This window comes from Agrobacterium sp. GW821-FHT02D03 (genome assembly GCF_059421725.1).
The window spans coordinates 2,785,544-2,802,701 of the sequence record NZ_JBWKVN010000001.1; the positions used below are offsets into that span (position 1 = coordinate 2,785,544).

Genomic DNA, 17,158 nt, shown 5'->3' on the forward strand with positions numbered 1-17,158 from the left:
GGTCGAAATGCTCAAACGGCGGTGAAGAGCAGCACCGCGGCCCACAGAAAGGCCGCAAGTGTCGTCATCCGCCAGAAGCGCGTGGAGTTCCACAGAGCTGTGAGGATGGCGAAGCGGCCATAGATGCTGCGATGAAGCTTGTCGTCCGAACGGCGAAGCGCGTGATCCATAGAGGCATCCACATAGGACGCGAAGGTGCGCTGTTCGCGCACTTCCGTTTCGGCAAGATTGTCTTCCCAGCGCCGCACGATGGTGGCGAATTGCTGGTCTTTGCGAACCCTTTCGGCAAGCTCGGCTTTCACGTCTTCCGGCAGCGCGCCGAGCACATATTTGCCCGCAAGCACCTGATCCTTCAAACCGCCGCGCATATCCTTATCCGGCAAGGCCATTCTTCTTCAAACTCCGCTGCTTCGCGCCACTGTCATCATGACAGCCTGCCGATTCGAACCTCGAACGGCCGGACGCAGACTCCCTGAACAAGGCTGGTCCGAATGCGCCCGCGTGTCAATCCGATTAGGCGGCGCATGGGCCATCCTCTGCGAATTAATGTTTCTCGCCGACCCCATCCCGTGTTTCATCCGTCAAAAACTTGCGTTACAAGCGGCGCGTTCCAGCAAGAGGTTTTTCTCATGGCGAGTATCGAAAGCGAAATGCAGGCCCGGCTTCTGGCTCAGGCCCTTCCCTTCATGCAGAAGTATGAAAACAAGACAATCGTCGTAAAATATGGCGGTCACGCCATGGGCGACATGGCTCTTGGAAAAGCTTTCGCCGAAGACATCGCGCTTCTCAAGCAATCCGGCATCAACCCCATCGTCGTTCATGGCGGCGGCCCGCAGATCGGCGCGATGCTGACAAAGATGGGAATCGAATCGAAGTTCGAAGGCGGTCTGCGCGTCACAGACGCAAAGACGGTCGAGATCGTTGAAATGGTTCTGGCGGGCTCGATCAACAAGGAGATCGTCGCCCTCATCAACCAGACGGGTGAATGGGCCATCGGCCTTTGCGGCAAGGATGGCAACATGGTCTTTGCCGAAAAGGCGCGCAAGACCGTGACCGACCCGGACAGCCATATCGAGCGGGTCCTCGATCTCGGCTTCGTCGGCGAGGTCGTCGAAGTCGACCGCACGCTGCTCGATCTATTGGCAAAGTCCGAGATGATCCCCGTCATCGCCCCTGTGGCACCCGGTCGTGATGGCGCGACCTACAACATCAATGCCGATACCTTCGCTGGCGCAATTGCCGGCGCGCTACACGCCACCCGCCTGCTGTTCCTCACCGATGTCGAGGGCGTTCTCGACAAGAACAAGGAACTGATCAAGGAACTGACCGTCTCACAGGCCAAGGCGCTGATCAAGGACGGCACCATCTCCGGCGGGATGATCCCGAAGGTGGAAACCTGCATCGAGGCGATCAAGGCTGGTGTGCAGGGCGTGGTGATCCTGAACGGCAAGACCGCCCATTCGGTCCTTCTGGAAATCTTCACGGAAGGTGCCGGCACGCTGATCGTGCCCTGAGTCATCGGATTTTGGCTTGGGTCAGCCCCTGGCCAAAAGCGACAGCACGCCGAGGACGATCAACAGGCAGCCGATCAGTTCGAGCTTGTTGATCTTTTCCTTGAAGAAAAAGACGGTCGAGGCGAAGGCAAAGAGCATTTCTACCTGCGCCAGTGCCTTGACGACTGCGGCTTGCTGCAGAGTCATCGCCGTGAACCAGCCGAATGAGGCCGTAGCACCGACGAAGCCAACAGCGATGGCCGGTTTCCATGCCCTGGCGATACGCGCCAGTTCTTCCCGCTCCCGCAGAATAATCCAGATGAGCATCATTACCGTTTGCGTCACGATGACCACCACCAGCGTGAAGCTCGCCTGCATGATGGCGTCGGGCGCCGGCAGGCTTGCGGCAATCGAGAGCGATGCGGAACGATAAGCGACGGAGGAGAGACCAAAGAGTGCGCCAGATGCCAGGCCGATCCCCGCCGTCTTGCTGAAGATGGAGGTGATGATGGAGACGGGAGAGAGCGCCGTTCTCGCCACCGAAATCAGCATGACACCGGAGACCGAGATGGCAATGGCCAGCAGCGTTCCGGCGCTGACGCTTTCGCCGACGAAAATGAGCGCAAAGAGCGCCGCCTGAGCAGGCTCCGTGCGCGAGTAAGCCGTGCCGACAGCGAAATTACGGAACGAGAACAGATGCACAAGCAGGAAGGTGGCACCGATCTGCGCCATCGATCCAACCGCAGCCCATAGCGCGAAAGTGCCGTTGATCGATGGCAATGGCCTTGCCAGTCCAAAATGCAGGATGGCGAGATAGGTCAACGCAAAGGGCATGCCGAAACCGAAGCGCACGAAGGTGGCGCCCGTGGTCCCCATGCTCTTCTTCAGATGCTTTTGAAAGGTCGAGCGCAGATTCTGCAAGAAGGCGCTGACCAGAGTGATACCGATCCACAATTCCATGCCTTGGATTAGCATTGGCGCAGGTTTGCCGCCAAGGACGGTTTTCGTCACAGGCGGCGCGTTTTCGATTTTATTTGACCAGCGAAACGGGCATAAGCGTTGCATGAACACAAAGCCCAAGAACACCGCAGAGCCAGCCGATTTCGCCCATGTGACGGAGTGGGTCTTCGATCTCGACAACACGCTCTACCCGCATCACATCAATCTCTTCTCACAGATTGACCGCAACATGACCGCCTATGTGGCGGAGCTGTTGCAGCTCGATCCGGAAGAGGCGCGCGCTCTTCAGAAGCGCTATTACCACGAGCATGGAACGACGCTTCAAGGACTGATGATCCACTACGGTATCGATCCTAACGACTTCCTGGAGAAGGCGCATGCAATCGACTACTCCGCCCTGCTTCCAGATCCGGAGTTGGGAGAGGCCATCAAGGCGCTGCCTGGCCGCAAATTCATTCTGACCAATGGCAGCGTCAAGCACGCTCAGGCCGCCGCCGGTGCGCTGGGAATCCTCGATCACTTCGAAGATATCTTCGACATCGTCGCTGCGGGCTACCTGCCGAAGCCCGCGGGCCAGACCTACGAAAAATTTGCCGCGCTGAAACAGCTCGATACCAAAAGGGCTGCGATGTTCGAGGACCTGCCGCGCAATCTCGTGGCACCCCGAGCGATGGGCATGAAGACGGTGCTTCTCGTTCCGCGCAATCTCGAAGGTATCGTGATGGAGCGCTGGGAAATTCCGGCCGAGACGGATGATCACATCGATTACATTACCGATAACCTATCGGAATTTTTGGTAGGACTCCAAGACAGCCGAGCTTAGAGCGATCCATATATTACCGATGTTTCATATGCATTACGGATGTTTAACTGGTGGGAACGAAGCGTCGCCTATAGCGTCTTACGAGGGACACCAACGGAAAGGTTTTGATATGCTAAAACGGAAGATCGCCATCACCGCGCTTGGCGCTGCCCTGATGCTCAGCACCACTGCGTCCATGACGATGGCGGCTCCACGTGGCGGCGCCGACCGTGAAGGTCCGCGCATGCGCCCTGAGCCGATGTTCGTTCACCTCTTGAAGGTGGCCGATACCAACAAGGACGGCAAGATCACCAAGGAAGAGTTCAACGCCCGCCAGGAGGCACTCTTCACCGAGATCGACGCCGACAAGGACGGCTCCATCACGCCGAAGGAAATGCGAGACTATCGCCGGGCGAAAATGGAAGCCTGGCGGGAAGCCAATCCGCGTCCGGAAAAAGCCGCAGCCGAGGGTGACCAGAAAAAGGCTGAGGGCGACAAGAAGGATGGTGACCGCGAAAAGCGCCGTGAAGCTCGCGAAGAGCGCAAGGGCAAGGATCGTAAAGGCAAGATGGGTGGCATGTTCGCCTCCGCCGATACGGACGGCAACGGTCAACTCAGCAAGCCTGAGTTCATGGCCGCTGGCGAAAAGATCTTCACGCGCCTAGACCGGAACAATGACGGCGTAATCAGCGTGGACGACATGCCGGATCGCCCCTGGCTCTAAGGCCATCTCGATGACTGGAGGCCCGCTCTGTTTCAGGGTGGGCCTTTTTTGTCGGCCAATCGCTTCAGGACCGGACCGGTCCCTCACGAGCAAGTGCTAATCATGCCGCGCAAAGGTGGTCACCGGTTTTGCGATAACGACATGCGACAAAACCAAGACCTAAGCGCCGGACGCGAATCTGAAAGATCGCGACGCGCTTTAGTGCAGGCTGATGGTCCGCAACTCGTCTTCGGCAGCCTTGAAGAAGGTGCTGGATCGGTTGTCGGTCAGAAGGATGGGCGTGCCGTCGGCGCCGAAAAGAGCCCAAAGATCAAGACCGGGATCGATCTCGGGCGCCTCGGGAAAGCACTTCATCACCTGTTCGGCTCGCATCTTGCGGATGTAGCCCACTTCGCCGGCACCAAGATGGGCCAGCTGGGATTTGGTCAGGCGCGCATGCGCTTCTTTTAAAAGCATGTTTCAGCCTCCATCGAGCGCCGTTGTTGCGTCCTTCGAAGACGTATCCGGTCGCTCAGAATTTCAAGTCGACGCGCAGTCCGTTGCGAAGATCCTCCGGATCCTTGCGCCGATGCGTTGGTCTTTGACCAGGAGACTGAACGGAATCAGTCTACGGGGCCAGAGTCTTACTGTGAGACGGAAATGTTAATTTTCTTCACCACGTTGGAGATTTCCGGACGGGTGAGTTCGATGGAGAGCAGACCGTTCTTCAGGCGCGCATTGTGCACCTGCATACCGTCAGCCAGCACGAAAACGCGCTGGAACTGCCGCGCGGCGATACCGCGATAGAGGTAGTCGCGCTTTTCCTGATCCTGCTGGCGGCCACGGATCACCAGCTGATTATCCGCCGTCGTGACATCGAGATCGTCTTCGGAAAATCCGGCAACCGCAATGGTGATGCGCAGCCGCTCAGGGCTTGAGTCTTCCGCCGCAAGCCGCTCGATATTGTAGGGCGGATAGCCGTCATTCGATTTTGCCATACGCTCCAGCGTTTTTTCCATGGCATCGAATCCCAGCATCAAGGGGTTCGTGAAAGGTGTCATGCGGCTCATAGTCCCGTGTCCTTGCATCCAAGCGACGATCTTGTGGCGCACGTGGTGATGCGGCGCCCAGCCCCGTTTCGGCAGCTCATTGCCATATGGTAATATGGTGCCCGAAACGCAAGAACGCCGCATCGGCAAAACCACCGGTCTTCGGCAGCCCATTGACAAGCCGGTCAAAGCAGCTTGAAAAGACATGACTTACAGCATCGGCCGAAAATCGGACTCGATTTTTGGAAAAGCACGATGCGTGGATTGAAAGAGTAAGAGCGTCCTTTGTGCGTCCAAAAGAACGCAGGGCGCTCTGGACAGACAGGATGACCATGGCCGAGCGCAGAAAAATCATTATCGACACCGATCCCGGGCAGGATGACGCAGCCGCGATCATGCTCGCTCTTGCAAGCCCCGACGAGATCGAGATTCTCGGGCTGTGCGCCGTGGCAGGCAATGTGCCGCTGAAGCTGACCAGCCGCAACATCCGCATCATTCTGGAGCTGTGCAATCGCCCGGAAGTGCCGGTCTATGAAGGCTGCGAACGCCCGCTGGTGCGCGCACCGATCACGGCCGAGCATGTGCATGGCAGCACTGGTCTCGACGGCCCGACGCTACCGGAACCCACACTGGCCGCACAATCCCAGCATGCGGTGGATTTCATCATTGACACGCTTCGTCGCGAGCCGGAAGGCACGGTGACGCTCTGCACGCTCGGCGCGCTCACCAATGTCGCGACCGCTCTGCAAAAAGCACCGGATATCGCACCGCGGGTGAAAGAACTGGTGCTGATGGGCGGTGGCTTCTTCGAGGGTGGCAACATCACGCCAGCGGCCGAGTTCAACATCTATGTCGATCCGCATGCGGCCGAGATCGTCTTCCGCTCCGGCATTCCTCTCGTCATGATGCCGCTGGATGTGACGCACAAGCTGTTGACGACCAAGGCGCGCGTTGCCCGCATCCGTGACATCGGCACGCATCCGGCGATTGCCATGGCGGAAATGCTGGAGTTCTTCGAGCGATTCGACGTGGAGAAATACGGCTCCGATGGCGGGCCGCTGCATGATCCGACCGTGATTGCCTACCTGATCAAGCCTGAGCTTTTCGCTGGACGCGATTGCAACGTGGAAATCGAGACGTCGTCTGACCTGACGATGGGCATGACCGTGGTCGATTGGTGGAAGGTGACGGAGCGTCCCGTCAATGCCAAGGTTTTCCGCGATGTGGACGCCGATGGCTTCTTCGCGCTGCTCACCGAGCGCTTCGCAAGGCTCTGATCACTGCTTCTCACAATCACGCCCGGGCTTAGAGACGATCGAGCCCGGGCATTTTTGTGCGATGTTATCCCGCCGAGAAACGGCAGCCCTTATAGCTCATAGAAATCGGCGACGATCTTCCAGGCTTCTTCGGCTGTCTCGGCGAAGTGAAACAGGTCGATATCGTCCGGCGCGATGGTGCCGAAATCCGCCAATGCCTTGAAATTGATGATCGAGTGCCAGAAATCCCTGCCAAAGAGAATGAGCGGGATTGGTGCCATGCGCTTGGTCTGGATCAGCGTCACCGTTTCGAACAGTTCGTCCATGGTGCCGAAACCGCCGGGGAAGACGACGACGGCCTTTGCCCGCATGAGGAAGTGCATCTTGCGGATAGCGAAATAGTGGAAGTTGAAGCTGAGCTCCGGCGTCACATAGGGGTTCGGCGCCTGCTCGTGCGGCAGAAGGATGTTGAGGCCGATCGAGGGAGCGCCTGCTTCTGATGCTCCCCTGTTGCCCGCTTCCATCACGCCAGGGCCGCCGCCGGTCATGACGACATATTCGCGGTGATCGAATTTCTCCGCTTCGACTGCACAGAGCTGCGCGAATTTGCGTGCCTCGTCATAATAGGCGGAGGCTGCTTCGAGGTTCTTCTTCTGGATATCGTTGCGCGCCGCCCAGGCGGCGGCACCGGGCTCAGGAATACGCGCACCGCCGAACATCACCACCGTCGATTTGATGCCGCGTTCGGAGAGGATCATCTCCGGTTTCAACAGTTCGAGTTGCAGACGGATCGGGCGCAATTCTTCCCGGCATAGGAAGTCGGTATCGGTATAGGCAAGGCGATAGGAGGGCGAGGCGCTTTGCGGTGTCTTAGGGATGACTTCGGCCTGGTGCTTATCGTCAGAACTGTTTTTCAGCGGGTCCCAAACCCCGTCTTTGCGCCGCAGCTTGCCGTTTTTCAGTTTCGCCATTTCCATGCCTTTCCGATGCTTGCGTCAAATCGCCCAAATCGCATTGACGCACTTGAAACACTCGCTTAGAGCAATTGACCGTGTCCGGCCAGCGGTGCGGATGTTTCCCTGAAATGACGATAGTCAGCGAAGTTTAAGGAATTCTCATGAGCAGCTCGGATCTCGGCACCCTCGAAAGCATCATCGAAACCGCATTCGAAAACCGCGACAGCGTGAACACCTCCACGAAGGGTGAAATTCGCGATGCCGTCGAGACCTCGCTCAATCTTCTTGACGCCGGCGAGGCCCGCGTGGCCGAGCGCGAGACCAATGGCAACTGGAAGGTGAACCAGTGGCTGAAGAAAGCCGTCCTGCTCTCCTTCCGCCTCAACGACATGGAAATCGTAACCGGTGGCCCAGGCGAATCCACCTGGTGGGACAAGGTGCCCTCCAAGTTCGAAAACTGGGGTGAAAACCAGTTTCGCGCTGCCGGCTTCCGCGCCGTGCCGAATGCCGTGGTTCGTCGTTCCGCCTATGTGGCGAAGAACGTCGTGCTGATGCCGTCCTTCGTCAATCTCGGCGCCTATGTCGATGAAGGTACCATGGTCGATACCTGGGCAACCGTCGGCTCCTGCGCGCAGATCGGCAAGCACGTCCATCTTTCCGGCGGCGTCGGCATTGGCGGCGTGCTCGAGCCGCTGCAGGCTGGCCCCACCATCATCGAAGACAATTGCTTCATCGGCGCCCGTTCGGAAGTCGTCGAAGGCTGCATCATCCGTGAGGGCTCGGTGCTTGGCATGGGCGTCTATATCGGCAAGTCCACCAAGATCGTGAACCGCGCGACCGGCGAAATCTTCTACGGCGAAGTCCCGCCCTACTCCGTCGTGGTGGCCGGCACCATGCCTGGCAAGCCCTTCCCGAATGGCGAGCCAGGCCCCGGCCTCTACTGCGCCGTCATCGTCAAGACCGTCGATGAGAAGACGCGCTCCAAGACCGGTATCAACGAACTGCTGCGCGATTGAAGTAAGAAGACCGGCTAAAGCATGTCGCGCAAAAGTGTGCAGCGGTTTTGCGGTAACGACATGCGACAAAACAAGGACTTAAAGCGTAGGGAGCGAATCTGAAAGATCGCGATACGCTTTAAGAGTAGAAGCGGCAGAGAGTAGACAGCCCATGAACGCCACCGATCCCGTCTCCAATCTTGCCGCACTCATTCGCTGCCCGTCGGTCACGCCTGCAGAAGGCGGGGCGCTCAGCCTGCTCGATAACCTGCTCTCGCCGCTCGGCTTTGCGGTGGACCGGATGGTCGCGACCGAAGATGGCACACCGGACGTTGAAAATCTTTACGCGCGCCTTGGCACCGATGGACCGCATCTGATGTTTGCCGGTCATACCGATGTCGTACCGGTGGGCGATGAAGCTTCCTGGAGCCATCCGCCCTTTGCCGCGGAAATTGCCGGCGGCGAGATGTATGGTCGCGGCGCTGTCGATATGAAGGGCGGTATCGCCTGCTTCGTCGCAGCGATTGCCCGTCATATCGAAAAGCATGGCAAGCCGCAGGGCTCGGTATCCTTCCTGATTACCGGCGATGAGGAAGGTCCGTCGATCAACGGCACCTCGAAGCTTCTGGAATGGGCCGCCGCCAAGGGCGAAAGCTGGGATGCCTGCGTTGTCGGCGAGCCGACCAATCCGAACCAGCTGGGCGACATGATCAAGATCGGCCGCCGGGGTTCGCTCTCCGGTCGCATCACCGTGCAGGGCGTCCAAGGCCATGCTGCCTATCCGCATCTTGCCGACAATCCCATTCGCGGCATGCTGCAATTGACGCAAGCGCTGATGGACCCGCCTTTCGACCACGGCACCGAGAATTTCCAGCCATCCAACCTGGAAGTAACGACCATTGATACGGGTAACGCCGCAACCAACGTCATTCCGGCCAGAGCGACGGCGTCCTTCAATATCCGTTTCAACGACACCTGGACGGCGGAGACGCTGCGGGCCGAGATCATCCGTCGTCTGGATGCGGCTGCCGCTGACGGCGCGCTTCGTCCGGATCGGACACCCGTCAATTACGAGATCGTCTGGGCCGATCGCCCGAGCCATGTCTTCCTGACGCGCAACAATGCGCTGATCTCCTCGCTTTCGGGCGCGGTGGCCGAGGTCACGGGTCTGGAGCCGAAGCTTTCGACCACCGGCGGCACCTCCGATGCGCGCTTCATCAAGGATTACTGCCCCGTGGTGGAGTTCGGTCTCGTCGGGCAAACGATGCATATGGTCGATGAGCGTGTCGCCGTAGCGGACCTCGAAACGCTGACACGCATCTACGAAACCTTCATTAAACGCTGGTTCGGCCATGCCGCCACTGAGTGAAGTCGCCATTTATCTGCGCGGATTGTGGTTGCTGTTTCTCGGCAACAAGGATGGCTTGCGGCTTCTCGATATCAGCGATCGCGGCTTGCTTCGCTCCTTCTACGCGGCGCTCTGGTGCCTGCCCTCCATGGCGCTTTCATGGTACTGGTGGCATGAAGCCTATCTATCCGGACTGCCGGAAGGCGTTCATACGGGCGCGATCTTCTTCATCCGTCTCGCTATCGTCGAAGCGATCTGCTGGATGGTGCCGCTGATCCTGATCGGGGTGCTGCTCTATGCCTTTGGAGCGAGAGGCAAGTTTCAAGCGATTATCGTGGTAGCAAACTGGTTGTCGGTGCCATTCTCCTACGCCTATTCGTTGCTGATCCTGATTGCGCTGCTCCTGCCCGCCCTGCACGGGCTTGTCGCAATCCTCTGGTTTGCGCTGCTGCTGACGCTCGTCTTCACCTTCTCGAGGATCGTGCGGTTTTTCGTGCGCGACCAACCGCTTCTGGTAACGGCATTGGTTATGACCCTGCTTGTACCCGGGATGATCCTGTCGGAACTACTGCAGCGCTTTCTCGGCGTTTACCCGACCTGATCATCGGAGGCTGAAAGTCAGACTTCGCTGCCCTCTGCCGCACCTGTCCGCGGCTGTCGCGGCGGTATGACGTCGGGATAATCCACCTGCATGAAGTAAAGGCCCTCCGGCGGCGCGACCGGGCCGCAGGCCTTGCGGTCCCGCGCCTCGAGTGCAGCGCGGACATCATCGGGCGTCATCGCGCCCTCGCCTGCCATCTTCAGCGTACCGGCGAAGGAGCGGATCTGGTTGTGCAGGAAGCTCTGCGCCGTTGCGCGGATCTCAATCAGGTCGCCAGTGCGTGTCACATCGAGCCTGTCCAGCGTGCGCACCGGGCTGTTGGCCTGGCAATGCACTGAGCGGAAAGTGGTGAAGTCATGCCGCCCCACCAGCATCTGCGCGGCTGCATGCATTCTCTCGTGGTCCAGGTCTTTCGACACCCACCAGGCGCGCTTGTGCTCCAGCGCCAGGCGCGATTTGCGCGAGATGATGCGATAGAGATAGTGGCGACGGATCGCGGAAAAGCGGGCGTCGAAATCCTCCGTCACGGCTGCTACGTCGAGCACCGAGACGGCGTCGCCTGCCATTGCCAGATGGGCGTTCAGCGCGTTGCGAAGCTTGTAGGGCTGCCAATCGCGCGCAAGATCCACATGGGTGACCTGACCGACCGCATGCACGCCGGAGTCGGTTCTGCCCGCGCCGCGAATGCCGACCTTCTCGCCCGTCAGCGACAGGACGGCCGCTTCGAGTGCGCCCTGAACCGACCTGCCATTGTCCTGCCTCTGCCAGCCAACATAGGGTGTGCCGTCATATTCGACGCTCATGCGAAAACGCGGCATCGGCTACAGCCTCGTTCCGATGGCAACGGGCGTTCCGCGCAGGAAGTCCGCAGCCAGCATCGGCTTGCCGCCTGCCTTCTGCAACTTTAGGAGACGCACTGCACCGCTGGCGCAAGCAATCGTCAATTGGTCGTCCAGAACGGAGCCTGCCTCGCCCATTCCTTCGGCCCGCTCGCTTGCCAAGACCTTGACGCGTTCCGGCTTGCCGCCGATCTCCAGTTCGAACCAGGCGCCGGGAAAGGGTGCCAGCCCACGAATGTGGTTATGGACATCCTGCGATGGGCGGGAGAAATCGATCCGTGTTTCCGCCTTGTCGATCTTGGCGGCGTAGAGAACGCCCTCCTCGGCCTGCACCGTCAGCGGCAGATCGTCGTTCTCGAGCTTTGCCATGGCGTCACGCATCAACCGGGCGCCTTTCAGCATCAGCGCATCATGCAACTCGCCGGCCGTCATGTTCTCATCGATGGGAACACGGGCGGTCAGCGCCACAGGGCCGGTGTCCAGCCCCTTTTCCATCTTCATCACCATCATGCCGGTTTCGGCATCGCCTGCCATGATGGCGCGCTGGATGGGGGCCGCACCGCGCCAGCGGGGTAGAAGCGAGGCATGGCCGTTGTAGCAGCCAAGGCGTGTGCCATTCAAAATGGCCTCAGGCAGTAGAAGGCCATAGGCAACGACCACTGCGACATCGGCATCGAACGCGGCAAATTGCTGTCGATCTTCGTCCGCCTTGAAATTCAACGGGGTCAGAACCGGAATGCCCAAAAGCTCTGCGGCCTGATGCACGGGGGATTTTTGCAGGTCCAGTCCACGGCGACCGCCTGGGCGCGGCGGCTGCGTATAGACCGCCACCACATGATGCCCCGCCTCTTTCAGCGCGCGCAGCGTGGGGACGGAAAACTCCGGCGTTCCCATGAATATGATGCGAAGAGCCATTGTTGCCCCCTGCCCTGCTGCTGGTACCGGGCGGCCTATCGGCCAGCCGGATCAGACCTTGGCGCGGGCCAGCTTGGTGAATTTCTTGATGACCATGTCACGCTTCAGTCGCGAGATGTGGTCGATGAAGAGCACGCCGTTCAGATGGTCGATTTCATGCTGCAGGCAGGTGGCAAGAAGTCCATCGGCCTCGATCGTCTGCTGCTTGCCGTCGCGGTCCACATATCCAACCGTCAAAGAGGCCGGGCGTTCGACTTCGGCGTAGTAATCAGGGATGGAGAGGCAGCCCTCTTCATAGGTCGAGACATCGTCCGATACTTTGAGGATCTCCGGATTGATGAAAACCTGCGGCTTGTTTTCCTCATCGTCGCGCGAGAGGTCGATCACCAGCATGCGGCGCGGAACGCCAATCTGGATCGCGGCCAGACCGATGCCCGGCGCATCATACATGGTCTCCAGCATGTCGTCTGCCAGGCGCTGGATTTCCGAATCCACCGTCTCGACAGGCTTGGATTGCTGGCGCAGCAGCGGATCGGGCAAAATGATAAGAGGCTTGATCGTCATGGCTTCCCATAACCCATCTCATCAGCCGAGGAAATGAAAAAATACGGTCGATTCAACGCCGATACTGGATAGCCGACTCATTTTTGCCGCGGACATGTTCTTGTTTTGTACGAATCAGAATAACTCTGTTAGATTGCGTCATGAACATCGATCTCAATGGCCTCGGTCAAACGGCTTTCAGCGTCGGGACGCTCAACATTTCTGTCGGCGCGCTCCTCTTCTTTCTGGTCTTTGCCGGGCTGCTGGCCGTCCTCTTTCTTTTGCGCAAACCGGCAGTACCGGATCAGCCACGGGAAGAACTGACCGAACTTCTGAAGACCCAGACCGAGCTGCAAGGCCGTATCGCCGCCATGGCAGATGCCTTTTCCGCGCGCCAGAACGAGATGAGCCAGACGCTGAACGAGCGATTGGACGGCATGTCGCAGCGGCTCGGCACGACGCTGACGGAACAGACCCGGTCGACCCATGAGAACCTCAGCAAGCTGCAGGAGCGGCTTGCCGTCATCGATGCTGCGCAAGGCAATATTCAGGATCTTGCCAAGGATGTGATCGGACTGCAGGCGATCCTTTCCAACAAGCAGACCCGTGGCGCCTTCGGCCAGGCCCGCATGGAAGCGCTGATTGCCGATGCGCTGCCCTCCGGCACCTACCAGCTTCAACCCACACTTTCGAACGGCTTTCGGCCGGACTGCACGATCAAGATGCCGAACAATGCGCCGGTGCTGGTGATCGACGCCAAGTTTCCGCTGGAAGCCTGGAATGCCCTGAAGGCGGATGAATCTCCGGAAGCCAAGCGCGCTGCGACCCAGCAGTTCCGCCGGGACATGGAAGTTCATATTCGCGATGTATCGGAGAAATATCTCATTCCTGGCGAGACGCAGGACACCGCCTTCATCTTCGTGCCGTCGGAATCGATCTTCGCTGATATTCACCAGCATTTCGAATTTCTGGTGCAGCGTGCTCACCGCTCCCGGGTGGTGATTGTTTCACCATCGCTGTTGATGCTGTCGATCCAGGTTATCCAGTCGGTGCTGAAAGATCAACGGATGCGGGAGCAGGCCCACCTGATCCAGGGTGAAGTGGCGCTGTTGATGGACGATGTGCGGCGTCTGGATGAGCGCACCCGCAAGCTGCAGACGCATTTCGGCCAGGCGCAGCGCGATGTCGAGATGATGCTGACGTCGTCGGAAAAGGTTCTGGCGCGTGGCGACAAGATCGAGAGCCTCGATTTTTCCACTACCACCAAGGAAATCCCGCATTCGGAGGTGGAGCATATGCGCCGCATTGCCGATGCGCGCGCAGGTGCTGCCAAGCTGCGCGTGGTGGATGACGAGTAGGCGGCGCTGAAATCAAACGAACGTCGTCGCCATTGCAAAATCGATTTCCGATTTCGATCCCGATGCGCTAGAGCGCCGTGCGTCTTTCTAGACGCACAAAGGACGCTCTATCTTCTTTCAATCTACGCATCGTGCTTTCCAAAAATCGATTCCGATTTTCGGGCGGATGCTGTAGCACTATCGGCATTGTTAACGTCTTTGCCTTTTGGATCAGCCTCGCATGATTACTGTTTTCGGCTCCATCAACATGGATCTCGTCGCCACCTCCGACCGTCTTCCGAAGCCAGGCGAGACGGTGACCGGCAAAAGCTTTTCCACGGCGGCTGGTGGCAAGGGCGCCAATCAGGCGCTGGCCGCACGTCGCGCCGGAGCGGACGTCAAGATGGCGGGCGCGATTGGTGACGACACCTTTGCCGCCCCCGCACTCACGCTGCTGCGTGACGCCCGGACCGATCTGTCGCTGCTGAAGACCGTGGCCGAACCGACTGGAACGGCTGTGATCCTGATTGGCGAGGGTGGCGAGAACATGATCTCGGTTATCCCCGCCGCCAATGGTACGGTCTCGCCACAGGATGCCGAGCGCGCCGTCTCGGAGATGGCCGAGGGCGATACGCTGATGCTGCAATTTGAAATTCCAGCCGATGCGATCGAGGCCTCGCTGAAGGCCGCCAAAGCCAAGCGTGTGACGACGATCATCAACACGGCTCCTCTGACCGCGGATGCCGCCCGCCTTTCCAAGCTTGCCAATATCGTTATCGCCAATGAGACCGAGTTCGAGTTGTTGATCGGCAAGAACGGGCTGTCCTCTTCCGATCGGGAGAAGGAGTTGAGCGCGCTTCACGAGGAAACGGGCCAGACGCTGATCGTCACGCTCGGTGCGGACGGCGTGATCGCTATTCGCAATGGCAAGCTCTTCAAGGCCATGGGCCTGAAGATCGAGCCGGTCGATACGGTGGGCGCTGGCGACACCTTCTGCGGCTATCTCGCCGCAAGCCTCGATGCCGGAATGGACTTCGAAAAGGCGCTGCGCCGCGCCGCTGTTGCCGGTTCGCTGGCCTGCACCCGTGAGGGCGCCCAGCCGTCTATCCCCACCGCCGCTGATGTGGATGCAAAGCTCTGAGACTGTAAAAGTCTTTTCCCATCCTCAACCCGATCAAGCATCCTTGAACAGGTTGAGGGCGGCATATTGCAAAAGCATGATCGTCTTGCCGTCGCGAATGACCCCTGAGGCGATCATGCTCATCGCCTCATCGATCCCAATTTCCATGACGGCAATATCCTCGCCCTCGTCTTCATTTCCGCCACCGGCCGAGGTTCTGTCGCCGGGCTGATATTCGCCGACGAAGAAGTGTAGCCTCTCGGTGACGGAACCAGGGCTCATGAACGCATCGAAAACCTGGCGCACATCGCGGACCTTGAAGCCGGTTTCCTCCTCCGTCTCCGCCCGGATGCGCGCTTCCGGTTCGGCATTGTCCAGAAGACCCGCTGGCGTTTCGATCAGAAGGTCGTCATGGCCGTTGACGAAGGCGGGATAGCGGAACTGTCTCGTCAGGATCACCGTTCGGCGGTCCTTGTCGTAAAGCAGGATCGTCGCGCCATTGCCGCGATCATAGGTTTCGCGCGATTGCTTTTGCCAGGTGCCATCCTCCCGGAGAAAGGAAAAGGTGGTCTTCTTCAGAAGGTACCAGTCGTTTGAGAGAACCTTGACGTCCTCGATGTTGATGCGATGCGCGATACTCATGAAATTTCCCTGTGGCTGGAGCTGACCGGTCGTGGACATACGCGCAATTTCGTGCAATTTCATGCAGAGTCAAGAAAATTCGTGCAGAGGGTTGAGTGGATGCTGACATCGGAACGAAAGACGCTCATTCAGCAGGTCCTGCAAAGGGACGGACGAATTGTTGCGAAGAGCTTCGCCGAAGAACTCGGCGTCTCCGAAGACACGATACGCCGCGATCTGCGTGAACTTGCCAAGGACGGTCTGTTGCAGAGGGTTCATGGTGGCGCGCTGCCATCCTCACCTGCGGTTGCCGATTATCGTATGCGCGAACAGATGGCGTCCTCGGCAAAGGAAAAGCTTGCCCGGGCCGCAGCCACGTTGATCAAGCCGGGACAGACTGTCTTTCTTGACGGCGGCACCACCAATCTCCAGCTTGCCCGCCATCTGCCGCAGACCCTACAGGCGACCATCATCACCCATAGTCCAAGCATCGCCGTGGAACTCGCGCATCATCCGTCCGTCGAGGTGGAGTTGATCGGCGGGCGGCTCTTCAAGCACTCGATCGTTTCGATGGGTGCTGTGAGCGCCGAGGCCATTTCGGGCATCAACGCAGACCTGTTCTTCCTTGGCGCAACGGGCGTCCATCCAGAGACCGGCGCGACCACTGGAAACCGCGAAGAAGCAGCAATCAAAAGGCTGATCGCCCGCCAGTGCGCCGAGACGATCCTGGTTGCGACCGAGGACAAGATCGGCGCTGCTTCGCCCTATCTCATCCTGCCCCTGGACAAGCTTGCCACTCTGGTCGTGGATGCCGACCTGCCGGACACGCTGTTGAAGCCCTACGGGGCAGCAGGACCGGCGATCGTGAAGGTCTGACGTCAGACTTTGAGGAAGGTGAGATAGGCGGAGCTCCGCCCCTCACGCTTGGCCTTGTTCTCGTAGCGGGTACCCGGCCAGTTGTCATAAGGCGTCAGCCAGTCTGCCGACGTCTTGGCTGTCCACTCGAAGCCACCATGGCGAGCGCAGTGCTGCAGCGTCCAGTTGATGTAGGTATCAATGTCGGAAGCAAAGCAGAACTTGCCGCCCGGCTTCAGCACGCGGTGGAAACGGGCAAGATTGACGTCCGACACAAAGCGGCGCTTCCAGTGCTTCTTCTTCGGCCAAGGGTCCGGGTAAAGCAGATCGATGTGATCGATGCATTCATCGGTAAGCCAGTCCAGCAATTGCGTCGCGTCGTCGTCATAGAGGCGGATGTTCATCAACTCGCGCTCTTTGACGGCACCAAGGAGCTTCGCCATGGAATTGACGAAGGGCTCGACGCCGATGAAGCCCGTCGATGGATTTTCGGCTGCACGATGAACCAGATGTTCGCCACCGCCAAAACCGATTTCCAGGCGGATGGATTTGACGTCGGCGGGGAAGAGTGCGGCCAGTGGCTTCGGCGCCGGTGTTTCAAGATCGACTTTCAACAGCGGCAAAAGGCTCTCGATGCTTTCCACCTGCTGGTTGCGCAACGGCTTGCCCTTGCGCCTGCCATAGAACGCTTCCGTCGATCGTGAACGCCGCTCTTCCGTCATCGTGAACTCTCTCAAGCAAAATAGATGAACCCGCACCTTACCG

The 17,158-nt window shown here is 59.1% G+C and carries 20 protein-coding genes; 10 read left to right on the forward strand and 10 right to left on the reverse strand.

The annotated features are described in order from the left end of the window. Positions 1–11 precede the first annotated feature (11 nt). Positions 12–389, reverse strand: a complete 378-nt coding sequence (locus AC07U5_RS13245; protein WP_113178703.1) for a hypothetical protein — start codon at positions 387–389, stop codon at positions 12–14. A gap of 240 nt (positions 390–629) precedes the next feature. Here AC07U5_RS13245 and argB point away from each other — a divergent pair, with 240 nt between their 5' ends. Next, positions 630–1,514, forward strand: a complete 885-nt coding sequence (argB, locus tag AC07U5_RS13250; RefSeq protein ID WP_062427083.1) for an acetylglutamate kinase — start codon at positions 630–632, stop codon at positions 1,512–1,514. A gap of 21 nt (positions 1,515–1,535) precedes the next feature. Here the strand turns inward: argB and AC07U5_RS13255 are convergent, their stop codons facing one another. After that, positions 1,536–2,453 (reverse strand): EamA family transporter, encoded by a 918-nt coding sequence (locus tag AC07U5_RS13255; RefSeq protein ID WP_494723304.1) that lies wholly within the window; start codon positions 2,451–2,453, stop codon positions 1,536–1,538. 103 nt (positions 2,454–2,556) lie between these two features. Between AC07U5_RS13255 and AC07U5_RS13260 the strand changes: the two genes are divergently transcribed. Both AC07U5_RS13260 and AC07U5_RS13265 read left to right on the forward strand, forming a co-directional pair. Beyond that, positions 2,557–3,276, forward strand: coding sequence for a pyrimidine 5'-nucleotidase (locus tag AC07U5_RS13260; protein ID WP_494723205.1), 720 nt, complete (start codon positions 2,557–2,559; stop codon positions 3,274–3,276). 109 nt (positions 3,277–3,385) lie between these two features. After that, positions 3,386–3,979, forward strand: a complete 594-nt coding sequence (locus tag AC07U5_RS13265; protein WP_494723206.1) for an EF-hand domain-containing protein — start codon at positions 3,386–3,388, stop codon at positions 3,977–3,979. A gap of 198 nt (positions 3,980–4,177) precedes the next feature. Here the strand turns inward: AC07U5_RS13265 and AC07U5_RS13270 are convergent, their stop codons facing one another. Continuing rightward, entirely contained in the window at positions 4,178–4,435 is a 258-nt protein-coding gene (locus tag AC07U5_RS13270) for a BQ00720 family protein (protein ID WP_062445714.1), read from the reverse strand. 167 nt (positions 4,436–4,602) lie between these two features. Further along, on the reverse strand, positions 4,603–5,028 hold the full coding sequence (locus AC07U5_RS13275) for an Hsp20 family protein (RefSeq protein WP_062427087.1): 426 nt from the start codon (positions 5,026–5,028) through the stop codon (positions 4,603–4,605). 311 nt (positions 5,029–5,339) lie between these two features. On the opposite strand from AC07U5_RS13275, the gene AC07U5_RS13280 reads away from it, so the two are divergent. Continuing rightward, the gene (locus AC07U5_RS13280) at positions 5,340–6,284 is read left to right on the forward strand and encodes a nucleoside hydrolase (RefSeq protein WP_112358712.1); all 945 of its coding nucleotides are present in this window, start codon (positions 5,340–5,342) and stop codon (positions 6,282–6,284) included. An 89-nt stretch (positions 6,285–6,373) separates the two neighbouring features. Here AC07U5_RS13280 and AC07U5_RS13285 read toward each other — a convergent pair whose 3' ends face one another. Further along, a complete protein-coding gene (locus tag AC07U5_RS13285; RefSeq protein WP_494723207.1) occupies positions 6,374–7,234 on the reverse strand; it encodes an LOG family protein in 861 nt (286 codons plus the stop codon). A 146-nt stretch (positions 7,235–7,380) separates the two neighbouring features. Here AC07U5_RS13285 and dapD point away from each other — a divergent pair, with 146 nt between their 5' ends. From dapD to AC07U5_RS13300, 3 genes are all read left to right on the forward strand, one after another. Further along, positions 7,381–8,235, forward strand: coding sequence for a 2,3,4,5-tetrahydropyridine-2,6-dicarboxylate N-succinyltransferase (gene dapD / locus AC07U5_RS13290; protein WP_494723208.1), 855 nt, complete (start codon positions 7,381–7,383; stop codon positions 8,233–8,235). Between the two features lie 151 nt (positions 8,236–8,386). After that, positions 8,387–9,583: a succinyl-diaminopimelate desuccinylase gene (gene dapE, locus AC07U5_RS13295; protein ID WP_494723209.1), complete on the forward strand. Its 1,197-nt coding sequence runs from the start codon at positions 8,387–8,389 to the stop codon at positions 9,581–9,583. Continuing rightward, positions 9,567–10,163: a hypothetical protein gene (locus AC07U5_RS13300; RefSeq protein WP_062427091.1), complete on the forward strand. Its 597-nt coding sequence runs from the start codon at positions 9,567–9,569 to the stop codon at positions 10,161–10,163. Before dapE ends, AC07U5_RS13300 begins: the two co-directional genes overlap by 17 nt. A gap of 17 nt (positions 10,164–10,180) precedes the next feature. On the opposite strand, the gene truA is transcribed toward AC07U5_RS13300, so the two are convergent. Genes truA through def form a run of 3 tightly spaced genes read right to left on the reverse strand, consistent with a single transcriptional unit; the run spans position 10,181 to position 12,481 of the window. Further along, entirely contained in the window at positions 10,181–10,981 is an 801-nt protein-coding gene (truA, locus tag AC07U5_RS13305) for a tRNA pseudouridine(38-40) synthase TruA (protein WP_113327495.1), read from the reverse strand. A gap of 3 nt (positions 10,982–10,984) precedes the next feature. Next, entirely contained in the window at positions 10,985–11,917 is a 933-nt protein-coding gene (fmt, locus tag AC07U5_RS13310) for a methionyl-tRNA formyltransferase (RefSeq protein ID WP_062599215.1), read from the reverse strand. Between the two features lie 51 nt (positions 11,918–11,968). Beyond that, positions 11,969–12,481, reverse strand: a complete 513-nt coding sequence (def, locus tag AC07U5_RS13315) for a peptide deformylase (RefSeq protein ID WP_062427094.1) — start codon at positions 12,479–12,481, stop codon at positions 11,969–11,971. A gap of 140 nt (positions 12,482–12,621) precedes the next feature. On the opposite strand from def, the gene AC07U5_RS13320 reads away from it, so the two are divergent. Continuing rightward, positions 12,622–13,818 carry a DNA recombination protein RmuC gene (locus AC07U5_RS13320; RefSeq protein WP_494723210.1) on the forward strand — a complete coding sequence of 399 codons (1,197 nt, stop codon included), beginning with the start codon at positions 12,622–12,624 and terminating at the stop codon, positions 13,816–13,818. A 220-nt stretch (positions 13,819–14,038) separates the two neighbouring features. Further along, a complete protein-coding gene (locus AC07U5_RS13325) occupies positions 14,039–14,938 on the forward strand; it encodes a ribokinase (protein WP_494723211.1) in 900 nt (299 codons plus the stop codon). Positions 14,939–14,971: 33 nt separating this feature from the next. On the opposite strand, the gene AC07U5_RS13330 is transcribed toward AC07U5_RS13325, so the two are convergent. Beyond that, positions 14,972–15,559: an NUDIX domain-containing protein gene (locus AC07U5_RS13330; RefSeq protein ID WP_494723212.1), complete on the reverse strand. Its 588-nt coding sequence runs from the start codon at positions 15,557–15,559 to the stop codon at positions 14,972–14,974. Between the two features lie 99 nt (positions 15,560–15,658). Between AC07U5_RS13330 and AC07U5_RS13335 the strand changes: the two genes are divergently transcribed. Beyond that, positions 15,659–16,414 (forward strand): DeoR/GlpR family DNA-binding transcription regulator, encoded by a 756-nt coding sequence (locus tag AC07U5_RS13335; protein WP_494723213.1) that lies wholly within the window; start codon positions 15,659–15,661, stop codon positions 16,412–16,414. 2 nt (positions 16,415–16,416) lie between these two features. On the opposite strand, the gene trmB is transcribed toward AC07U5_RS13335, so the two are convergent. Then, positions 16,417–17,115, reverse strand: coding sequence for a tRNA (guanosine(46)-N7)-methyltransferase TrmB (trmB, locus tag AC07U5_RS13340; RefSeq protein WP_494723214.1), 699 nt, complete (start codon positions 17,113–17,115; stop codon positions 16,417–16,419). Positions 17,116–17,158 lie beyond the last annotated feature (43 nt).

What these genes read in the sequence shown, in the direction of transcription:
- AC07U5_RS13245 (WP_113178703.1), bottom strand. Translation starts at nt 389, where the DNA reads ATGGCCTTGCCGGATAAGGATATGCGCGGCGGTTTGAAGGATCAGGTG.
- argB (WP_062427083.1), top strand. Translation starts at nt 630, where the DNA reads ATGGCGAGTATCGAAAGCGAAATGCAGGCCCGGCTTCTGGCTCAGGCC.
- AC07U5_RS13255 (WP_494723304.1), bottom strand. Translation starts at nt 2,453, where the DNA reads ATGGAATTGTGGATCGGTATCACTCTGGTCAGCGCCTTCTTGCAGAAT.
- AC07U5_RS13260 (WP_494723205.1), top strand. Translation starts at nt 2,557, where the DNA reads ATGAACACAAAGCCCAAGAACACCGCAGAGCCAGCCGATTTCGCCCAT.
- AC07U5_RS13265 (WP_494723206.1), top strand. Translation starts at nt 3,386, where the DNA reads ATGCTAAAACGGAAGATCGCCATCACCGCGCTTGGCGCTGCCCTGATG.
- AC07U5_RS13270 (WP_062445714.1), bottom strand. Translation starts at nt 4,435, where the DNA reads ATGCTTTTAAAAGAAGCGCATGCGCGCCTGACCAAATCCCAGCTGGCC.
- AC07U5_RS13275 (WP_062427087.1), bottom strand. Translation starts at nt 5,028, where the DNA reads ATGAGCCGCATGACACCTTTCACGAACCCCTTGATGCTGGGATTCGAT.
- AC07U5_RS13280 (WP_112358712.1), top strand. Translation starts at nt 5,340, where the DNA reads ATGGCCGAGCGCAGAAAAATCATTATCGACACCGATCCCGGGCAGGAT.
- AC07U5_RS13285 (WP_494723207.1), bottom strand. Translation starts at nt 7,234, where the DNA reads ATGGCGAAACTGAAAAACGGCAAGCTGCGGCGCAAAGACGGGGTTTGG.
- dapD (WP_494723208.1), top strand. Translation starts at nt 7,381, where the DNA reads ATGAGCAGCTCGGATCTCGGCACCCTCGAAAGCATCATCGAAACCGCA.
- dapE (WP_494723209.1), top strand. Translation starts at nt 8,387, where the DNA reads ATGAACGCCACCGATCCCGTCTCCAATCTTGCCGCACTCATTCGCTGC.
- AC07U5_RS13300 (WP_062427091.1), top strand. Translation starts at nt 9,567, where the DNA reads ATGCCGCCACTGAGTGAAGTCGCCATTTATCTGCGCGGATTGTGGTTG.
- truA (WP_113327495.1), bottom strand. Translation starts at nt 10,981, where the DNA reads ATGCCGCGTTTTCGCATGAGCGTCGAATATGACGGCACACCCTATGTT.
- fmt (WP_062599215.1), bottom strand. Translation starts at nt 11,917, where the DNA reads ATGGCTCTTCGCATCATATTCATGGGAACGCCGGAGTTTTCCGTCCCC.
- def (WP_062427094.1), bottom strand. Translation starts at nt 12,481, where the DNA reads ATGACGATCAAGCCTCTTATCATTTTGCCCGATCCGCTGCTGCGCCAG.
- AC07U5_RS13320 (WP_494723210.1), top strand. Translation starts at nt 12,622, where the DNA reads ATGAACATCGATCTCAATGGCCTCGGTCAAACGGCTTTCAGCGTCGGG.
- AC07U5_RS13325 (WP_494723211.1), top strand. Translation starts at nt 14,039, where the DNA reads ATGATTACTGTTTTCGGCTCCATCAACATGGATCTCGTCGCCACCTCC.
- AC07U5_RS13330 (WP_494723212.1), bottom strand. Translation starts at nt 15,559, where the DNA reads ATGAGTATCGCGCATCGCATCAACATCGAGGACGTCAAGGTTCTCTCA.
- AC07U5_RS13335 (WP_494723213.1), top strand. Translation starts at nt 15,659, where the DNA reads ATGCTGACATCGGAACGAAAGACGCTCATTCAGCAGGTCCTGCAAAGG.
- trmB (WP_494723214.1), bottom strand. Translation starts at nt 17,115, where the DNA reads ATGACGGAAGAGCGGCGTTCACGATCGACGGAAGCGTTCTATGGCAGG.